Origin of the sequence: Lactococcus garvieae subsp. garvieae, from assembly GCF_029024465.1 — a bacterium.
Taxonomy (GTDB): Bacteria; Bacillota; Bacilli; order Lactobacillales; family Streptococcaceae; genus Lactococcus; species Lactococcus garvieae.
Map to the genome: position 1 here is coordinate 851,256 of NZ_CP118950.1, position 19,921 is coordinate 871,176.

Consider the following 19,921-nt stretch of genomic DNA (forward strand, 5'->3'; position numbering starts at 1 on the left):
GAGGAGAATAGAAATGGCTTTTTCTAAAAAAACAAGACAAGAAGCAATCACAAAAATTCAAAATGAAGAGATGGATTTACTCGTTATCGGAGGAGGGATCACTGGTGCTGGTTTGACATTACAAGCGGCGGCGGCTGGCATGAAAGTTGCTGTACTTGAAATGCAGGATTTCTCAGAAGGAACATCCTCACGCTCAACAAAACTCGTGCATGGTGGCATCCGTTACCTCAAAAACTTCGATGTCGAAGTCGTTTCCGATACAGTTTCAGAACGCGCTGTTGTTCAAGGCATTGCGCCACATATTCCTAAGCCAGATCCGATGTTACTTCCTATCTACGATGATGAAGGCAAGACAACGTTTGATATGTTTTCTGTGAAAATTGCGATGGATTTGTATGACCGTTTGGCCGGTGTGGATGAAGATTCGCCATATGCCAACTACACTATCTCACCAGAAGAAGTCCTGCGCCGCGAGCCACTCATCAAGAAAAAAGGTTTGCAAGGGGCTGGAGTCTATCTTGACTACCGTAACAACGATGCCCGCTTGGTGATTGATAACATCAAAAAAGCTGTGGAAGACGGTGCCCAAGCCATCAGCAAGATGAAAGTAATTGATTTTATCTATACAGATGGACAAATTTCTGGTGTTCGTGCGCGTGATTTGTTGACAGATCAAGTCATTGAAGTCAAAGCTAAACTTGTGATTAACACAAGTGGACCTTGGGTAGATAAGATCCGTTACCTGAACTTCACACGTCCAATCGTGCCCAAAATGCGTCCAACAAAAGGTGTCCATCTTGTAGTAGATGCGGCCAAATTGCCTGTACCACAGCCAACTTATTTTGATACAGGCAAACACGATAAACGCATGGTCTTTGCCATTCCACGTGAAAATAAAACTTATTTTGGTACGACAGATACGGATTATCATGGCGACTTTACCGATCCAAAAGTAACTCAAGAAGATGTAGATTACCTCTTGGATGTTATTAATTTCCGTTACCCAGAAGCAAATATTACGATTAATGACATCGAAGCTTCATGGGCTGGATTGCGTCCATTGTTAGGCGGAAATTCTGGATCAGACTATAACGGCGGTGATAATGGTGCGGTCTCTGAAACCAGCTTTAACGCTGTCGTTGAGGCGGTGCTCCGCTATAAAAATAAAACAGCAACAAAAGCCGAAGTGGAGCATTTGTTGAACAATATGGAATCAAGCCTTTCCGAAAAAGGAGATGCACCATCTTCCGTTTCTCGTGGCAGCTCACTTGAACGCGAGAGCGATGGTTTAATTACTTTAGCGGGTGGTAAAATCACGGACTACCGTAAAATGGCGGCAGGTGCGATGGAGCTTATTTGCCAATTGCTTGAGGAGGACTTTGGTTTGAAATACGAACCTATTGACTCTAAAAAATACCAAATCTCTGGTGGCGAATTTGACCCAACTAAAGTTGAAGAAGTTGTTGCTGAAAACATGAAAGTTGGTGTCGCTGCAGGTCTTACAGAAGAAGAAGCAAAATACATTGCTGACTTTTATGGTATGAATGCACTCCAAGTCTTTGCCTATGCTTCTGAAATGGAAGCTTACGAAGGCTTATCTCTAGCCGAATCCGCACGTCTTCGCTATGCGCTTGAGGATGAAATGATCTTAACACCAGTGGACTACTTGCTTCGTCGTACCAACCATATTTTGTTTATGCGTGAAGGAGTAGATGCTATCAAGGTACATGTTGTCAATGCCATGGCGGACTACCTTGGCTGGTCTGCAGAAGAAAAAGCAGAACAAGAAAAAGCTTTGGAAGAAGCACTTCGTGAATCGGACTTGTCGGACTTGAAGAAGTAAAAAAATGCAAAAATGATTGAAACAAATAAAAAATAGAAAAAAGGAGTCAATATGCACTCAGAAATGGTACAGTTACTTGGTGAATTTTTAGGTACATTTATCTTAATCCTTCTTGGTAACGGTGTGGTTTCAGGCGTTGTCCTGAACAAGACGAAAGCTACAGGAGCGGGGTGGGTTGCCATCACACTCGGTTGGGGCTTTGCAGTAATGATGGGGGTTTATGTTTCCGGATTTATGTCGCCTGCCCACTTGAATCCAGCAGTAACAATAGCAATGGCAATGATTGGCAGCTTTAGCTGGAGTCTGGTCTTCCCTTATATTATCGCACAAATGCTCGGGGCAATGGTCGCCAGTATTATCCTCTATCTGATGTTTTACCCTCACTATGCGGAAACTAAAAATCCAGCAGATATCTTGGGTACATTTTCTACAGGTCCTGCCATTCGCCAGACCAGTTCAAACTTAATCAGTGAGATTGTTGGAACAGCAGTTTTAACGACAGGTATTCTGGCCTTTGGTCAATACGCAATTACGCAAACTTCAGGTGTTTCACCTCTTTTAGTGGGTGCTATCATCACAGCCATTGGTTTATCACTTGGTGCGACAACAGGATACTCTTTAAATCCCGCACGTGACTTAGGTCCCCGTATCATGCACGCTATCTTGCCTATCAAAGGCAAAGGGGATTCAGACTGGTCTTACGCATGGATTCCTGTCGTAGGTCCAATCATTGGCGGTAGCTTAGGTGCCCTTCTCTTTAACATGGTTATTCAATTTGCAAGTAAATAAATGAAGAAAACATTGTTGAATTTTTGACAATGTTTTTTGAATATTTCAGAGATGATTTGACAAAAAAACCAGCGCTCTATATACTTAAAAGAAAAGGCTTTATAGAGGTAAAGAATATGGCAAGCACTGAGCGTGTAAAACAGATGAAATTTGAAACCGTTTATCCGCTTTACTTGGCGAAAGTAGAGAAAAAGGACGGACAAAGGAAGAATTAGATGAGGTCTTGACTTGGTTGACAGGATACACGAACCCTAGCCAGCTCACAGGCAGTTTGGGGCAACTGATTGAAAATCAACCCTTTAATGACAATGCCCCTCTTATCACGGGGGTGATTTGTGGCGTTCGTGTAGAAGAAATTGAAGACAATTTCATGAAAAAGCTACGTTATATGGATAAAGTAGTGGATGAACTCGCTAAAGGCAAAAGTGTAGAAAAGATTAAAAGAAGCCCCTTATAAATCTTGGACACAATGAAACTTTCTGTGGTATGTCTAAGTCCAATTCTTGCATTTGCTAAGGGAATTTGTTATTATTAGAGAACAATATTGAATATGAATTCCCAAAGGGGAGTAGCGTCGGTGCAAACCGAAACAAAGTCGTCATTCCGTGAGCATTTATCTCACCGGCTTTGTTGACATGGATATGACATGTTTAGCAAGACCTTTGCCATTTTTTTGGCAGGGGTCTTTTTAATACGCTACATACAGGACATTGAAAGATGTTCATGCTCGAGGGAAAGTCATACTACCTATCGATTACCACAGCGTCTTATTCGTTTCGATTCAAAAAATATTGCTTTTGATATCAAGCGTCATATTTAACTATTGGAGAAGGAGCTAAAATGGAATTCTACAACAAAGAAACAGAGCTTGTCCTTGAAGAATTGCAGGCAACCGTTGAAGGTCTAACGGAGCAAGAAGTCAAAGAAAGACAAGAACGAGACGGCTTTAATGAGCTGAAAAGTAAAGACAAAGTTCCCACTTGGAAAATTTTATTGGACACCTTTAAAGACCCGATGGTCATTGTCCTGCTGATTGTTACCATTGTTCAGCTGGCCTTAAGCGAAGTGGTTGAAGCCTGCATCATCCTGGGTGTAGTATTGATCAGCTCAATCGTCACTGTGATTCAAACCAAAAAAGCAGAAAGTTCATTGGATGCTTTGAAACAAATTTCGGCGCCCCATGCAAAAGTGTTACGTAATGGTGAAAAAATCACCATTCCAGCGCGAGAACTTGTTGTGGGTGACCTTGTCTTACTTGAAGCAGGGGACTTTGTTCCTGCTGATGGACGTGTACTGACCTGTAAGAGCTTGCGTGTAGAAGAAGGCATGTTAACAGGTGAGTCTGAAGCAGTTGAAAAGACAGATGTAGCGCTTGAAGGAGAGCTTCCTTTAGGTGACCGTAAAAATATGCTTTACAGCGGAGCGCTCACTGTTTATGGCCGTGGAGAATTTATCGTTACCGGTACAGGAAGTCAAACAGAGATTGGTAAGATCGCCACGCTCCTTGAAACAGCTGAAGATAAACAAACACCCTTGCAACAAAAACTGGAGAAATTCAGTAAACAATTGGGAATTGCTATCCTGATCCTCTCTGTTGCTATCTTTGCGATTCAAGCGGCACGTATCTTCTTTGCTGGAGACGGTGCAAATATTGAAGTGAAGATGTTAGATGCCTTCATGTTTGCCGTTGCTGTCGCTGTTGCCGCTATTCCAGAGGCTCTTTCTTCGATTGTAACCATTGTTCTTTCAGTAGGGACAAACAAAATGGCAAAACAACATGCCATCATTCGTAAGTTGCCTGCAGTTGAAACTTTAGGTTCAACAAGTGTTATCTGTACGGATAAAACAGGGACATTGACTCAAAACAAAATGACGGTTGTCGATTACTTTTTACCTACAACCAAAAAAGAAAGTTTCCCTGATCAGCCAGAAACTTGGACGACGGACGAAGCACTGCTGATTGAAGCAGCTGTCCTGTGTAATGACTCAAGTATCAATGAAGAAGGACAAGAGCTCGGCGATCCAACAGAAGTTGCACTTATTGCCTTTAGCAACAAGGTGGGTAAACCTTATCAAGAACTGCGTGACGCTTATCCTCGTTTAGCAGAACTTCCTTTTGATTCTGACCGTAAGTTGATGTCGACCATTAACCTTATTGATGATGAAAAACTCATGTTGACTAAGGGTGGACCAGATGTCATGTTTGCACGTTGTACGAAAGTTCTTATCAACGGTGAAGTCCAAGATTTCACCGAAGAATTAAAAGCAGAATTCCAAAAACAAAATGAAGCATTCAGTAATAAAGCACTTCGTGTTTTGGCTTATGCTTACAAACCTTTGGCGCAAGACAAAGAAGTTCTGGATTTGGAAGATGAAAATAACCTGATCTTGATTGGTTTAACAGCCATGATTGACCCACCACGTGAAGCTGTTTATGACTCGATTGCGGAAGCTAAAAAAGCAGGTATTCGCACAGTGATGATTACAGGTGACCATAAAACAACGGCGCGTGCGATTGGACAAGATATCGGGCTCTTTGGCGAAAACGACATTGCTGTGACTGGGCAAGAATTAGATGCCATGTCAGAGCAAGAGTTGGACGACAACTTGGCGAAAATCTCTGTTTATGCGCGTGTATCCCCAGAAAACAAGATACGTATTGTCCGCGCATGGCAGAAGAAAGCAAATGTTACCGCAATGACTGGTGACGGCGTCAATGACGCCCCAGCCTTGAAACAAGCCAATATCGGTATTGCTATGGGTTCAGGGACTGATGTTGCAAAAGATGCATCATCAATGATTTTGACCGATGATAACTTCGTATCTATTGTCAATGCTGTAGCCGTTGGACGTACAGTCTATGATAATATTAAAAAGTCAATTGGTTACCTCTTCTCAGGTAACTTAGGGGCGATTATCACGATTGTTTTTGCCTTAGTCATGAACTGGGCAAGTCCATTTACAGCCTTGCAATTGCTCTTCATTAATTTGGTAAATGACTCTGTACCAGCGATTGCCTTGGGTATGGAAAAAGCAGAACCCAATGTCATGAAGAAAAAACCGCGCCCTTCTGATGAAGGTATCTTCGAAGGCGGTTTGATGGCAAATGTTGCAGTACGTGGAGTATTGATTGGTGTTGCTGCGATTATTTCTCAATATATCGGGATGCAAGTTTCAGATGAGTTGGGTGTGGCTATGGCTTTCACAACGCTCATCTTGGCACGTAGCTTACAAACTTTCACAGCACGTTCCAATTCACAAACCATCCTTTCATTGGGCCTCTTCTCTAACAAATATGTTTTAGGTGCGGTGGTATTCTGTCTTGGACTTTACAGCTTGACAACTTTACCTTTCACACGTGAATTCTTCAGCATTCCGGCAAACTTTAGCATGCACTATTGGTTGCTTGCTGCTGGTCTTGCTTTAGGTGCTGTATTGATGATGGAAATCATCAAAGCACTTCGTGTTCTTGTTAGTCAGAAAAAAGCAAAAGCCAAAGTCAATAAAGTAGGGTAATCATCCTTTAAGAAAAAAGAAAAAGCGCTCCTCATCTTGTGGAGCGTTTTTTTAGTTAAAGATAAGAGCAATAAACAGAGTCAAAGCCAAGCTGCCATTGTAAAGAATTAGATTTTTAATTTGATAATGAAAGGTTTCGCTTTTGACTTGCTTGTGGAGGAATCTCTTCATGTTAGGAATCAACTCGAAGAGGATGAGCAGCATCAAGACAGACCATATAGGCAAGATACCTAAGATTATCGCTAGAGCAACACAAAAAGCAGGGATGATGTACATGACTTTATAAAGCACTAAACTCGCAGGAACTTTAAGATAATAAGGTAAGGTGAAGCGTTGATTGCGGATGTCTTGTTCCAAATCACAAATGTTATCGGAAAGCATGACATTGAAATTCTGACAAAAACACAGAATACCTATGAGAACAATGGGAAGAAGTTGAGAAAAATCCCACGTCCAGTTCATTTTCCAGCCGTCAAATTGAATGAAAAAGTACTGTAAATCATAAGAATTAATATAAACAGCAAGAAAGAAACCGAAAAATCCTTCACAAAGGCCAGCTAAAATTTCACCTAAAGGGAAACGACTGAAAGCAAAGGGACCATAGGTATAAAAGATTGCCACCAGAAAGCAAAGTCCGCCAACGGGTAAAATAGCAAGATTAGTGATAATCGTAACTGCAAGCCCTACCACGATATCGATGAAAAGAAAAAGCAGACAAATTTTTAGTGCTAACTTAGGGTTGATATTACGATTGCTGATGATATTTTGCTGGGTTTTATATTCTGGATCCAGCGCTTTATGGTAATCCATCAAATTATTCCATGCGGAAACAAAAAGATTGATGGCAGCAAGTCCGATCAGAAAAAGGAGGGTGGGGAAAAGATGGAAAGAGTGAAAATACCATAGTGAAAACATAATTCCCGCAAGTGGCGAAAGCAACGCCACCGGCAAGGTTTGGATTCTTGTAAAATTAAGAAAAGTTTTGACGTTCATAATGAGAATTATATCACAAAAAAAGGAGCCTTTCTTAGTTGGAGAGAAAGACAGCGCTCCAAACTAAGTACTTAACTCCCCCTCAGTGAAAAGTAAAATTACAATTCTTTTTGCATATTAATATCAGTAATTTCGAAACCCATTTTTTTATAGACATGTAAAGCCCTAGAGTTGCTTCCGAAGACATGTAAAGCTAGGGAGGAAAAGCCAAGTTGCTTTGCTTGAAAACTGATTAATTCAAGAGATCTAGAGCCGAAACCTTGATTTTGAAATTCTTCATAAATTTCGAAATCGTAAATAAAAGCAGAATGAGCATTGTCTGTACTTTGAGCAATCCAAATATAACCAATGAACTCCTCTTTCTCAAGGATGGAATAAAAATAGTTATTGGGTGTTTGGAGCCCTTCAGGTAAGAGTAAATTATATTGTGCCTGAGCCTTTGAAAGAGCATCTTCTTCAGTCCAAGTACCATTTAGGACCTTTTCTTTAGCAAAAGTTTCTACGGCAGAGAGCATGTAGTGTTGAAATCTTTCTTCTGTCATTTCCGTAAGTTTTACCATAAATCTCCTTAAGATTAAAAATATCTGGCGCGGATGAGCTTTGTTTTTCCTCAATTATACCATAGGGCGAGGATAAGGAAGGGATGAATAAGTCTTGTCCACATGGAGAAATTTCCCCTTTATTTTGTCTTTCACTTTTATGAGGTATAATAGAGGAAGCGAAAAAGTAGAAAAGGGCTGAAATTAGTGAAATTTTTACATACATCAGATTGGCATATTGGTAGAACCTTGAACGGTTGGAGTCTTTTAGAAGAACAAAGACATGCGTTTAAAATTATGCTTGCCGCAGCCAAGCAAGAAAAAGTTGACGGTATCATCATTGCAGGGGATCTTTATGACCGGACAGTTCCAAGCGCGGCAGCTGTGACGGCCTTTAACGAAATGTTACGAGAAATGAATATTCAGGAAAATTTTCCTATTTATGCAATTTCGGGAAATCATGACGGTGCACGTCGCCTAAATTATGGACGTGAGTGGATGGAATTTAACCATTTGCATTTGAACACTTTATTAGAAGAAGCTTTTGTACCTGTCGAAACAGCGGAGGTCCAAATGTTCTTACTGCCTTATTTTGATCCTGCTGATGCCCGTGTTTACTTTTTGCAAGCGGGGATGCCGGAAGAGGAAGTGAAAGAAATCAAAACTCTTTCTCAAGCATTGGAACTGGTGCTTGAAAAAATGCGAGAAAACTTTCTTCCTGAGAAAAAACAAATTTTAGTGACTCACTTTGCTGTGAGTCCTTCTGCAGATCAGGAGATTGAGCTGACAAGTGAAACCAAGTCCAAAGCTGGGGGATTGGCTACTGTCACCGCTCAACAATTTGCGAATTTTGATTATGTTGCCTTGGGGCATATTCATACACATCAGGCCTCACCCAGCGCTACAGTACGTTATTCAGGAAGTCCTGTCAAGTTTAATATCAAAGAAGCGAAAACCAAAAAAGGTTATTATATCGTCGATGTGACCGATAAGGTCGAGACAGAGTTTTTTGAAATTCAACCGCAGACAGATTTGATTGCTCTTGCTGAAGAGTGGGAAGTACTTATTGATCCAGAGTTTTATCAGCAACAACCTTTGGCGTCTGCTTGGTTTGCTATATGTATCAAAAACTTTGACCGCTTTGCTCATGCTGGGCAAAATTTACGTGCCCAACTTCAGAAAATCTATGGCACAATTGTCGAACTGGATTATGAAGATAAAGCGCATACTATAGAGCAAGGAACTCATCAAAATGTGGAAATGATGAGTGAGGAAGAAATCGTACAAAACTTCTACCAACAAGTAGCAGGAGAGGCCCTTAGTCCATTTCAGCAAGCTTTTATCGAAGAAACATTTATTGACTTGAGAGGGGAGAAGTAGACATGAAACCAATTTACTTAGAAATGAATTATTTCGGGCCTCATGCACACTCTGAGATTGATTTTAGGTCCTTAGATGAGGCACCATTATTTTTGATCAGCGGGGATACAGGTGCTGGAAAATCTACGATTTTTGATGCAATGACTTATGCTCTTTTTGACAAGACGACAGGGGATCGTGAAGCGCGGGAGATGCGCAGCCAATTTGCGCAACCCGACCAACGTACAGAAGTCACTTTCTATTTTGAGCAGGGAAACTTTCTTTATAAAGTACAGCGTTGTCCCGAGCAAGAAGTCTTTAAGAAAAGAGGAACAGGGACTAAGACGGAAAAAAGTCAAGCCCGCTTAGCCATTGTAGATAAAGTATTTGGTACAGAGCAAGCCAGCTTGGCCACAAAACCGGTCGATGTTGCCAGTGAAATCTATGGCCTTTTAAATCTCAGCGCCGAGCAGTTCAAGAAAATCATTTTACTGCCACAAAATGACTTCTCACGCTTTTTAAAATCCGCCACCAATGAAAAAGAAGAAATCCTGAAGAAAATTTTTGGTACAGCAATTTTTACGGTCTTTTCCGAGGAAGTGCGTAATCAATATACAAAAAATAATCAAGAAAACGCAGCTCTTGATTCAATCTTACAAATCCAGTATAGCTCTTCTGTCTGGACAGAGGAAGAAGCCAAGACTTTGGATGAATGTCCAGAGAATGAAAAGTTTAAAAAAGCGACAGAATTTCTGGAGCAAAAGCAGCTGCAAGAAAGCAATGCTCGTGACTTAGCAAGAATAGCGCAGCAACAAGTAGAAGCCGCTGATAAAGCCTATGAAGAAGCCTTGCTTCTGGAGCAGGAGTTCCTTGAAGCAGAAAAGGCTCAAAAAGAATACCAGGAAAAAATTGTAGAACAAGCAACGCTTTATGAGCAACAGAAAAAAGCCTACGCAGCACGCAGCTGGGCGCAACAATTTAAGGATGTTTTGCGTGACTTGGAAGAAGTTGAAAAAGAACGAGAAGCCAACGAAGTGTGTGAAGCTGAGTATCGCTTAAAGGCCGAGAAAGAGCAGAAAACACTTGGAGAAGTGAAAAAACATGAGCAAGACTTAGGTCAGAAAGCTTCAGTATTTGAAGAAAAAGATAAGGCGATTGAAGAGCTGACTCGGACGATTACGCAAGCCGAGCAGGCAGAAAAACTTATCCGTCAGAAACAGGACTTTGAGAAAAAGGTTGTTCACTTGCAGCTTCAGCAAAGGGAGACAGATGCGCCCCTTAAGGAAGCACAAACCAAACTTGAGCACTTGCAAAAAGAACTCCTTGAGGAGGGTGTCTTGCAGGCGGAAAAAGATGCCTTGAGCCGTCTAAAATTGGACTTTCACCAGCAACTTTCTCCCTTAGCAGAATATTTGGAGCGCTTAAAACAAGAAAATCAAGGAGCCCAAGAAGATTTAAATGTTGCGGAGGAAAACATTACAAAACTGGAGCAAGAGTTCATGCTCAAACAGGAAAGCTATCAAGAAAAGCGAAAATTACGCCAAAGTCTCATGATTGCTCAACTACAAAAGGAACTTGAAGATGGCTTGCCCTGTAAAGTTTGTGGTGCTATAGAGCATCCTTTAGCACAAGCTAAGCTTGATGTTTCTGACAGCGACTTAAAAGAAGCCATGCAACAAGTGGATAAAGCTCAAGAAGCCTTTGCTGCAGCAGAAGAAAGACAAGAAAAGGCTCAAAGCGAACTTGAAAGGGCTCAAAAAAAGGCTGCAGAAAAAGCTGAAGCATTGCAAGAAACGCAGCAGAAGTTTGACCAAGCTTACCGTCAGTTTTGCCAGACACATGAAGGCCGTTTTCCTGAAGTTTTTAATCGCCAAGAGCTCAGTAACATTTTTCAAGCAAGAGAAGACAGTTATAAGCAAAAAAGCATTGCACAAGAAGAATGTTCTCTGGAGAAAGACAAGCTTTGTGTTTTAGTAGAAAAAATAGAAGCCGAACGTCAAGCACTTGTACAGGAAAGCGATAAAGTCAAGGCACAGCTCGAAACAGTAGTTCAAAGTTTGGCTGAGTTTGGGCAACTGCAACCCAGCCAAACTCTAAAAGAGCAGAAGGTAGCATTGCGCCAAGAAGTTGACAACTATTACACGGAGTGCCAAGAGGTACGCGAGAAGATAGTGGTCCTTGAAAAGCGTTATGCAGAGCAAAAAGCGAAACATGATGAACGTTTGACGCGTATTGAAGAGCAAAAGCTGAAGATTCAAGAAGGACAGGGCATGATTCAAAAAGCATTGGCAGCACCAAATGCTTGGACCAATGATTTGGCCACACTGAAAAAATGGCTTTCAGAGGATAAACTGCCTGAAATTTCCAAGTTTATTAATACTTATGAGCTTGAGGAAAAACGCTTGAATCGTGCATTAGCTGAGTATGAGGAAAAATTAAATGATAAGCAAAGACCTCATCTTACGAAGTTGAGAGAGGAAAAGCAAGCCTTAAACGCACGCCATAGTCAGACACAAAAGACAGTTATTGAGCTCTCAAATACACGCCAGCAACTCGAAACAACTGTTGCTAAGATTAAACAAGTACTTGAAACACAGGGTAAGGCAGCAGATAAGGCGCGTGAAATAACCAAGCTCTACAATGCGGTAGCAGGAAAATCAGGAGATAAGCTCAAGCTTGAAACCTTTGTTGTCCAACATTATCTAGAAAAAGTTTTGATTTATGCTAACCAGCATTTCATCAATCAACTTTCAAATAACCGTTACCGCTTTGAGTTAGCCAAAGAATCCGCCAATAAAAGACGTGATCATGGCTTAGATATCAGCATCTATGATAATGAAACAGGCGCCTCACGCTCATCCAATACTTTATCCGGTGGAGAAACCTTTATTGCCGCTCTGTCAATAGCATTGGCACTAAGTGAAGTGGTGCAGAACTCTGCGCAAGGGGTTCAAATAGAAGCACTTTTCGTCGATGAAGGGTTTGGCTCACTTGATCAAGAAACGCTCCAAAAAGCCATGACGGCATTAGAACAAATAGGAGAAAACCGTCTTGTTGGCCTCATCAGTCATGTAGAAGAAATGAAAGATTCTATTGCACAACAACTGCGTGTCGAAAAAGTAGGAGACGGACGAAGTCAGGTAAAACTCTTTTCGAAATAAAATATTTTAGTCTGAAAGCAAGACAAAAAGTTCCTATTGCTTTCCAAAGTACTCTTTTGAGAAAAACAGCGAAATATGGTAAAATAGTAGAGTTCAAAACTCTACTCACAAAGGAGTGTGGAGTGAGATGTATGGGAAAAAGCTTTTCCAGCAAACAGCAGTAAAAAATGATCAAGTTTAGTCCTGCTGGAAAATCGAACTCGAACCAAATAGAAGAGCGTATGCTTTTAGGAAGAAATAGGAAAAATAAAAATGAGCTTGTTTTTAGATACAGCTAGAATTGAAGTAAGAGCTGGTAAAGGTGGAGACGGAGCAGTTGCTTTCCGTCGTGAAAAATATGTACCAGACGGTGGACCTGCTGGTGGCGATGGCGGACGTGGTGGCGATATCATCTTCCGTGTAGATGAGGGTCTTTCCACTCTGATGGACTTTAAATACAATCGTATTTTCCGTGCGAAACCAGGTGAAAAAGGTATGAACAAAGGGATGCACGGACGCGGAGCAGAAGATTTGATTGTTAAAGTACCGCAAGGAACTACAGTCAAAGACAACGAAACAGGTCAAGTAATTGTGGACTTGATTGACAAGGGTCAAGAGTTTGTTGTTGCTAAAGGCGGTCGCGGAGGACGTGGAAATATTCGCTTTGCAACACCGCGTAACCCAGCACCAGAGGTTGCTGAAAATGGCGAACCTGGGGAGCAAAAATGGCTCATGCTTGAATTGCGTGTCCTTGCTGATGTTGGTTTAGTTGGTTTCCCTTCTGTGGGTAAATCAACGCTCTTGAGTGTTGTCTCTAATGCACGACCAAAGATTGGCGCTTATCATTTCACTACCATCACTCCAAACATTGGTATGGTCCAAATCGGCTACGGTGATAGCTTCGTTATGGCGGACATGCCTGGACTGATTGAAGGGGCACATTCGGGTGCTGGATTAGGGATTCAGTTCTTACGTCACATTGAGCGTACACGGGTTCTCTTGCATGTTTTGGATATGTCAGGGATCGAAGAACGTGACCCTTATGAAGATTATGTAACCATCAATAAGGAATTGGAAAGTTATAATCTTCGCTTGCTTGAACGCCCACAATTGATTGTGGCCAATAAAATGGATATGCCAGATGCGCCAGAGATTCTTGCAGATTTCAAGAAAAAGTTAGCTGAAAATCTACCAGAAGGGCAAGAAATGCCTCAAATCTTTGAAGTTTCTGGTCTGACAAAAACAGGCTTGCAAGGTCTTTTGGCACGTACAAGTGAACTCTTGGCTGAAACTCCAGAATTCTTGTTGTATGAAGACGAGGACTTCATCGATGAAGAAGCATATTATGGCTTTGAAGAAGAAGAAAAACCATTCAGCATTTCACGTGATGATGATGCCGCTTGGCGCTTGTCTGGTACTAAGCTTGAGAAACTCTTCAAGATGACTAACTTTGACCGTGACGAATCTGTCATGAAATTTGCGCGTCAACTCCGTTCAATGGGTGTTGATGAACAACTTCGTGCGGCAGGTGCACGTGATGGTGACTTGGTACGTATCGAGAAATTTGAGTTTGAATTTGTAGATTAATAGTGTAGGAGGATTGAGATGGGCTTTAAGATTATTTCTGACCGTGATGAAAACGGTGAATTTATTGCCTCAGCAGATTTTTGGACAGACGAACGGATTGATGCTTTGATTAAGAAATATAATCCCTCCGGTAAACTCCGCCTCTCTAAAGCTGCACAAGAAACCAATCAAAAAGAAGATGAATAAAAAGAAGACCATGTTTTTCATGGTTTTTATTTTTATAACATGATAGAAAACAAGAACAAGTAGCTTGAATTTATGATTTAGTCTTGCTAATCTAAATGAAGCAACTTAAGAAAGGAAAAGGAGAGAACATGGCAGTAAAACTTTTTATCGCCCAAACATTAGACGGATATATCGCTGATAAGCAGGATAGTCTGGACTGGCTGATGGCTGTTGAAGGAGAAGGGGATAATGGCATTTCGAGATTTCTCTCATCTGTGGATATTGTCATCATGGGCAGCAGAACTTATCAATGGCTTTTAGATCAAAAGCTAGAAACATGGCCCTATGAAGATAAAATGACTTATGTTTTTTCAAGACAAAGTTGGGAAGACAAAGCAAATATTAAGTTTGTGCATCCAAGTAATCTCACATCATTTGTCAAAGAACTTCAAGGAGAAATCTGGTTAGTTGGGGGTGGTCAGCTGATTAAAGACTTCATGGAAGCTGATCTTATCGACGAGTATCAAGTAACAATTGCTCCAGTTATCTTAGGAGAAGGTATTCCGCTCTTTCCACAAGGGAAATATGCGGCAGACTTAGAGTTACAAGGGACCACAAGATACGGACAATTTGTTGAGCTGGCTTATAAGCGCAAAACGAAAGCAAAATAAGGAAAAAAGTATCTAGCATCTCTTAGCACCTCATAAAGAGGTGCTTTTCTGATATTATTTTGAAAAACATAAGAAAAACATTACAATAATATTATATAAATGTTATTTATGTTGCTTAGTGATAACAAAAGACTTGACGAGGGAAATGCTATGACTTATAATCAGACAGCACAGCACAGCACAGCACAGCACAGCACAGCACAGCACAGCACAGCACAGCACAGCACAGCACAGCACAGCACAGCACAGCACAGCACAGCACAGCACAGCACAGCACAGCACAGCACAGCACAGCACAGCACAGCACAGCACAGCACAGCACGCGGTAGATAACCGCCTCTTTTTGCTTGCCCCAAAACGCTCTGGACCACTGGAGCGTTTTTTCCGTCCCCTGACCCTTAGAGCTGAGGGTCAGGTTAAAAGAAGTAAAGATAAAAAAAGAATCATAAAGAAAGACAAAGAAAGGGAAAAGGTATTATTATGACACCAGAAAAGAAACGTAAACTACGGAACATCGCCATTCTCTCCTTGCTTGGCTTAATCGGAGGGACCATGGCCTTCCAGGCCTTCAACCAACAAGCCATCAATGACCGAGAAAACACTGTACAGGTCAATGTCGGTGGCCGTGTCCACGACTACTACAACAGAGACACCGAAAACAAGGATGTCTTTGTGGAAAACTATGGCGAACGGCCCATCATGGCCTGTATCCGCCTGTCCGAGTTCTTGGAGTACCAAAGAGGAGAAGAGGACTTTACACCCCTCGTCCCTGGCAGTGAACGGGACAACTTAGCGACTTGGATTACTTGGATTCCAAGCGCAAACAATATCAATCAGCGTGCCGATACGGGAAACTCCAGCGCTTTTAACCGCTACGCTCAGCTGACCTTTGGCTGGAGCCGTGAAGGAGAGACAGCCCCATGGTACATGCCAACCTTCAACCATGATAACTTAGACCTAAGGACAGCAGCTGCCGGTCATGCCCGGGACTATATCGCAGGCGCAGGGGCGACCGATGGGACAACCGATGGCACCACCCACCCTGGGGATGGCACAGATGCCTACTGGTCAAGTGGGGATACCTTTGATAACAGTGCAGGGATTTGGCCGGGGGAATCGGTGACTTCTGGGTCGTGGACCACACCACAGGTTGGGCCTATTGGGCCTCGCTCTTGGAGCCCGGAAACGCCAGCTCTTACCTTCTGGATGCTGCAGAACTGACGGAGGCTATCGAAGATACAGTCTTTAACGGCAGTTATTATTATGGTATCCATGTCGATAGTCAGCTGATCAGTCCCGATAACAGTGAGGAGTTTCTCCCAGGTGGCGACAGCCGCTTAGAAGCTTTCCTTACAGGAATTAAGAACAACTCGATGAATGAAACGGGAACAAGCAACCCACGTTATGAGGTTGACTCTCCACCGTCAGATTTTAACTTTGACACTATGCTTCCTGGCCGGGTCTTCACCATGGCAGGGGAAGAGTACCTCTATCTTGAGCAACAAGGTGCTGACCATCTCATCATCCGACATGAAGCTATCCGCAATACAAGTTTCAACGACCAGCCTCAAGTCCTGAGCAACTGGTTCAGTGGACTTGATGCTGAGGTTAGGGCCATGGTTCAACCTGTGTCTATACCAGCAGTAGTACCAGGAATTTTAGCTAGCATAGGTTCTCCTGGGGTTTATGGAGTTTGGCTACCTCCAGGGTGGGTAACAAATCCTGTATTTGACGCTGTCAGAGCAGATAGAACAGCTGTGAGTAGCTCTGGCACGCCCCAAGCCTTTGCGCTTTCACTGGCAGATGTTATCCACCTGTCAACCGAAGCAGGTCCTTTCCCGAACACTGCACAGCGTGTGGCTGCACGTAACAGCTGGTGGTGGCTGCGCACCCCTGCTGCTCCCGATGCTTCTTCATGGCTGATACACAGGACTCCACATGTAAATGGTTTGATAGGCACTATTTTCTTGGATGGGGGAAGTGAGGCCCACCGTCTCCTTGGTGGCGTACGCCCAGCCCTCATCATCCACCAATAACCCAAAGCTTCCCAATTTACGGGAAGTTTTTTCTACAAAAAGCGACAGTTGACTTAAAATGCCCCATATGGAATAATAAACCTATGAAAAAAATAGCGATTATTGGTGGCGGCATCATCGGGATGACCTTGGCCAATTACTTAGATACAGAAAAATTTGACATTACAATTTTTGATTCTGGCAAACATCAGGCAACAGGTGCCAGTGCAGGGATTATTTCTCCTTGGCTGTCCAAACGAAGAAACAAACAATGGTATGCTTTAGCTAGGGACGGTGCTGCTTTTTTTGAGGAGCTGGTTAAAGATTTTAGCTTGGACGAAAACATTTATGAAAAGTGTGGCACGCTCTTTGTCAGAAGTCCACAAGCACTGCAAGAACTTGAACAGCTTGCTTTAGAGCGACGTGCAGAGGCACCTGAGATTGGAGAGATACGCCAGCTTACTGCAGAAGAAACGACAGAAATGTTGCCCTTACTGAAACCTGTCGAGAGTTTGTACATCTCTGGTGGCGCACGGCTTGATGGAAAAGCTTACTTACAACACCTTCGAGAACGCGCCCAAACACGTGGGGTGCATGTAATAAGTGAAGAGGCCCAAGTCAAGAAGAAGAAGGCAAAATGGTGGGTGACTTCAGCGCAAGCAAGAGTGGAAGTAGACGAACTCGTTTTGACTCCCGGGCCTGCACTGAAAACTTTATTGGATCAACTGGGTTATACAGCCAATGTTTCTCCTCAGAAAGGGCAACTTTTGTCTTTTGAAACCAAATTTGAGACGGAAAAATGGCCGGTGGCTTTCTTAGAAGGTGAAGCTGACCTGATTCCCTTTCAAAATGGCCGTCTCCTCTTGGGGGCGACGCATGAAAATGAAGCAGCGTGGGACTTAGAGCCGACACAAGAAGCTTTCGACCAACTGACTAAGGGCGTACAAAGCTTCTTAAAAGAGGATTATTTTTCAGGCACAGCTTATAGCTACCGTGTCGGGACACGCGCATATACCTCTGATTTTGCGCCCTTCTTTGGCCCTATAGAGCAAGAGGAAGGCTTGAGTGTTGCCAGTGGTTTAGGTTCATCAGGCCTAACTACAGGTCCTTACATTGCCCATCTTCTGGCTCAACATTTAAATACAGATAATCCAGTATGGGAGATGAGCCGTTACACAAAAGAAATGAATCTCTATATCAATAAAAAAGAAGAATGAGCATAAAAAACATTTCAAAACAAAAGACGTCTTGTAGGGTGTGTTATAATAGAAAAGATAGATTTAAAAAACAGAAAGATAATAATGGCAAAAATATCAGATTTAATTATTAATACACCAGAAAAAAACGAAGTTGAAGGCGTTTTTCATAAGCATCCGAAGGGATTTGGCTTTGTGAACCCACTCGATGCGATAGACAAGAGCAATGACATCTTCATCTCACCAAAATTTACCAAATCAGCAATGGATGGAGATACGGTTCTTGTTCGTGTGCTGCATCAAAAAAATGCCAAACGTGGTGCAGATGGACAAATCATCAAAATCACAAAACGTTCAGTGACGGAAACTGTAGGGAGCTATCAAAGCTTATCCAGTCGTCAAAGCAAACTTACAGGCTATAAAGGCACGATTCAACTCTACAATGATAAAATCACAGATCCTTTGTACATCAAGCAACCTCTGCCGGAAGTACAAGAAGGTGATGTTGTCAGCGTCAAAGTAACGCAACATCCTGATGAAAATAAAGCATTTGAAGGACAAATGTTAGAAATTATCGGACACAAGGATGATGTGGGTATCGACATTTTGGAAGTGCTTTGCGCTATGAAAATTCCACAAGAATTTACAGCAGAAACAATGGCTCAAACCGAAGCAATACCAGAAGAATTGACGGAAGAGGACTTTGCGGGGCGTGACGACTACCGCTCAGAAATCACTTATACGATTGATGGCGAAGATTCGAAAGACTTGGATGATGCCATTCATGTGAAGAAGTTAGAAAACGGGAATTATGAACTGGGTGTTCATATCGCTGACGTTTCTCACTATGTCACTGACGGGTCACCTTTGGATGACGAGGCTTTTGCACGTGCTACCTCTGTCTACGTTACAGACCGTGTCGTCCCAATGTTACCCGTGAAGCTGTCCAATAATCTCTGTTCGCTAAACGAAGCGCAAGAACGTTTGACAATGTCCTGTGTGATGGAAATCAATAATGCCGGTAAAATTATCAATTACAAGATTGGTCCGTCCGTGATTAAGACAACTTACCGTATGACTTATTCAACAGTAAACAAAATGCTCAATAAAGGGCAAGAAGGACATCGTGAAAGTTTAGAGCAATTCCCTAAAATTGTTGATTCTGTCGCTATTGCTGGGGAGCTTCACGCGCTGCTTGAAGAAATGCGTCATCAACGTGGCATGATCGAATTTGACGAAAGTGAAGCAAAAGTTATTTTGGATGAAAAAGGTCATGCGATTGATGTTGTGAAACGTGAACGTGGTACAGCAGAACGTATGATTGAATCCTTCATGTTGGCAGCCAACGAAACTGTTGCCCTTGATTTCCAAAAGAAAAAATTGCCTTCACTTTATCGTGTGCATGACAAACCGAAAGAAAAAGCATTTGCCAAATTAATGGAAAAAGCTGCTGAAGCGGGCTTTAGCTTGAGTTCAAATTCTCACGAAGCTGTAAATTACTTTGCGGAAGAGATTAAAGGAACAGCTTTTGAAAAAACGCTGACGTATCAATTGCGCCACACGATGTCGACAGCTCTTTATTCAGAAAAAAATACGCAGCATTATGGATTAGCTGCGACAGACTACACACACTTTACCAGTCCGATTCGTCGTTATCCTGACTTGATTGTGCACCGTTTACTTCATCTTTATCCCAAAGATCACTCAAACCGTACAAAAGAAGAATGGAAAGAACGTTTACCTGAAATCGCTAAACAATCTTCTGACATGGAACATCGTGCAGTTGTGACGGAACGCATCGTGGATGCCATGAAAAAAGCGGAATACATGCAAGACCATATCGGTGAAGTTTATACAGCTACCGTAACCGGTGTTCAAAAATTTGGCCTTTTCATGGAGCTCGAAAATACTGTTCAAGGTTTGATTCGTACGGTTAATCTTCATACAGGTGTTGAAGAAGCTATCGAATTCGATGAAGAAGAAGATATTTTCAAAGGAAAAAAATCAGAAAAAACTTACCGCATGGGTGATGTCCTAAAAATTCGTGTCATTTCTGCTAATAAACGTAAGGGAACCGTTGATTTTGAAGAAATTATCGAAGAATAATA

Annotated in this window: 15 protein-coding genes, 1 pseudogene and 1 riboswitch; of the genes and pseudogenes, 14 read left to right on the plus strand and 2 right to left on the minus strand. The window is 42.2% G+C overall.

Annotated elements, in window-relative coordinates; genetic code table 11:
* Window positions 1-13: 13 nt before the first annotated feature.
* The 4 genes and pseudogenes from glpO (at window position 14) to PYW30_RS04270 (ending at window position 6,148) form a co-directional block, all read left to right on the plus strand.
* The gene (glpO, locus tag PYW30_RS04255; protein ID WP_004257910.1) at window positions 14-1,843 is read left to right on the plus strand and encodes a type 1 glycerol-3-phosphate oxidase; all 1,830 of its coding nucleotides are present in this window, start codon (window positions 14-16) and stop codon (window positions 1,841-1,843) included.
* A gap of 51 nt (window positions 1,844-1,894) precedes the next feature.
* Window positions 1,895-2,632, plus strand: coding sequence for an MIP/aquaporin family protein (locus PYW30_RS04260; protein ID WP_004257908.1), 738 nt, complete (start codon window positions 1,895-1,897; stop codon window positions 2,630-2,632).
* 116 nt (window positions 2,633-2,748) lie between these two features.
* A pseudogene (locus PYW30_RS04265) lies at window positions 2,749-3,089 on the plus strand (DUF2200 domain-containing protein).
* Window positions 3,090-3,183: 94 nt separating this feature from the next.
* Window positions 3,184-3,284: riboswitch (yybP-ykoY riboswitch) on the plus strand.
* 188 nt (window positions 3,285-3,472) lie between these two features.
* Window positions 3,473-6,148: a cation-translocating P-type ATPase gene (locus PYW30_RS04270; protein WP_042217982.1), complete on the plus strand. Its 2,676-nt coding sequence runs from the start codon at window positions 3,473-3,475 to the stop codon at window positions 6,146-6,148.
* Window positions 6,149-6,199: 51 nt separating this feature from the next.
* Here PYW30_RS04270 and PYW30_RS04275 read toward each other — a convergent pair whose 3' ends face one another.
* The gene (locus PYW30_RS04275) at window positions 6,200-7,141 is read right to left on the minus strand and encodes a UbiA family prenyltransferase (protein ID WP_042217981.1); all 942 of its coding nucleotides are present in this window, start codon (window positions 7,139-7,141) and stop codon (window positions 6,200-6,202) included.
* A 98-nt stretch (window positions 7,142-7,239) separates the two neighbouring features.
* Window positions 7,240-7,701, minus strand: coding sequence for a GNAT family N-acetyltransferase (locus PYW30_RS04280; RefSeq protein WP_042217978.1), 462 nt, complete (start codon window positions 7,699-7,701; stop codon window positions 7,240-7,242).
* A 186-nt stretch (window positions 7,702-7,887) separates the two neighbouring features.
* Here PYW30_RS04280 and PYW30_RS04285 point away from each other — a divergent pair, with 186 nt between their 5' ends.
* From PYW30_RS04285 to rnr, 10 genes are all read left to right on the plus strand, one after another.
* A complete protein-coding gene (locus tag PYW30_RS04285; RefSeq protein WP_042217976.1) occupies window positions 7,888-9,060 on the plus strand; it encodes a metallophosphoesterase family protein in 1,173 nt (390 codons plus the stop codon).
* A 2-nt stretch (window positions 9,061-9,062) separates the two neighbouring features.
* On the plus strand, window positions 9,063-12,200 hold the full coding sequence (locus PYW30_RS04290) for an SbcC/MukB-like Walker B domain-containing protein (RefSeq protein WP_042217974.1): 3,138 nt from the start codon (window positions 9,063-9,065) through the stop codon (window positions 12,198-12,200).
* 252 nt (window positions 12,201-12,452) lie between these two features.
* A complete protein-coding gene (gene obgE, locus PYW30_RS04295; RefSeq protein WP_014024644.1) occupies window positions 12,453-13,766 on the plus strand; it encodes a GTPase ObgE in 1,314 nt (437 codons plus the stop codon).
* An 18-nt stretch (window positions 13,767-13,784) separates the two neighbouring features.
* Complete coding sequence (locus PYW30_RS04300) at window positions 13,785-13,952, plus strand: hypothetical protein (RefSeq protein ID WP_014024645.1); 168 nt, start codon at window positions 13,785-13,787, stop codon at window positions 13,950-13,952.
* A 128-nt stretch (window positions 13,953-14,080) separates the two neighbouring features.
* Window positions 14,081-14,602, plus strand: a complete 522-nt coding sequence (locus PYW30_RS04305) for a dihydrofolate reductase family protein (RefSeq protein WP_042217972.1) — start codon at window positions 14,081-14,083, stop codon at window positions 14,600-14,602.
* Window positions 14,603-14,752: 150 nt separating this feature from the next.
* Window positions 14,753-14,935: an adenine methyltransferase gene (locus PYW30_RS04310; protein ID WP_275090569.1), complete on the plus strand. Its 183-nt coding sequence runs from the start codon at window positions 14,753-14,755 to the stop codon at window positions 14,933-14,935.
* A gap of 147 nt (window positions 14,936-15,082) precedes the next feature.
* Complete coding sequence (locus tag PYW30_RS10695; RefSeq protein WP_169740172.1) at window positions 15,083-15,823, plus strand: hypothetical protein; 741 nt, start codon at window positions 15,083-15,085, stop codon at window positions 15,821-15,823.
* Window positions 15,775-16,638 carry a hypothetical protein gene (locus PYW30_RS10700; protein WP_042217987.1) on the plus strand — a complete coding sequence of 288 codons (864 nt, stop codon included), beginning with the start codon at window positions 15,775-15,777 and terminating at the stop codon, window positions 16,636-16,638. The genes PYW30_RS10695 and PYW30_RS10700 overlap by 49 nt, the downstream gene beginning before the upstream one ends.
* Before the next feature lie 83 nt (window positions 16,639-16,721).
* Window positions 16,722-17,834 (plus strand): NAD(P)/FAD-dependent oxidoreductase, encoded by a 1,113-nt coding sequence (locus PYW30_RS04325; RefSeq protein ID WP_042217968.1) that lies wholly within the window; start codon window positions 16,722-16,724, stop codon window positions 17,832-17,834.
* Between the two features lie 57 nt (window positions 17,835-17,891).
* Window positions 17,892-19,919, plus strand: coding sequence for a ribonuclease R (rnr, locus tag PYW30_RS04330; protein WP_255204096.1), 2,028 nt, complete (start codon window positions 17,892-17,894; stop codon window positions 19,917-19,919).
* Window positions 19,920-19,921: the final 2 nt, after the last annotated feature.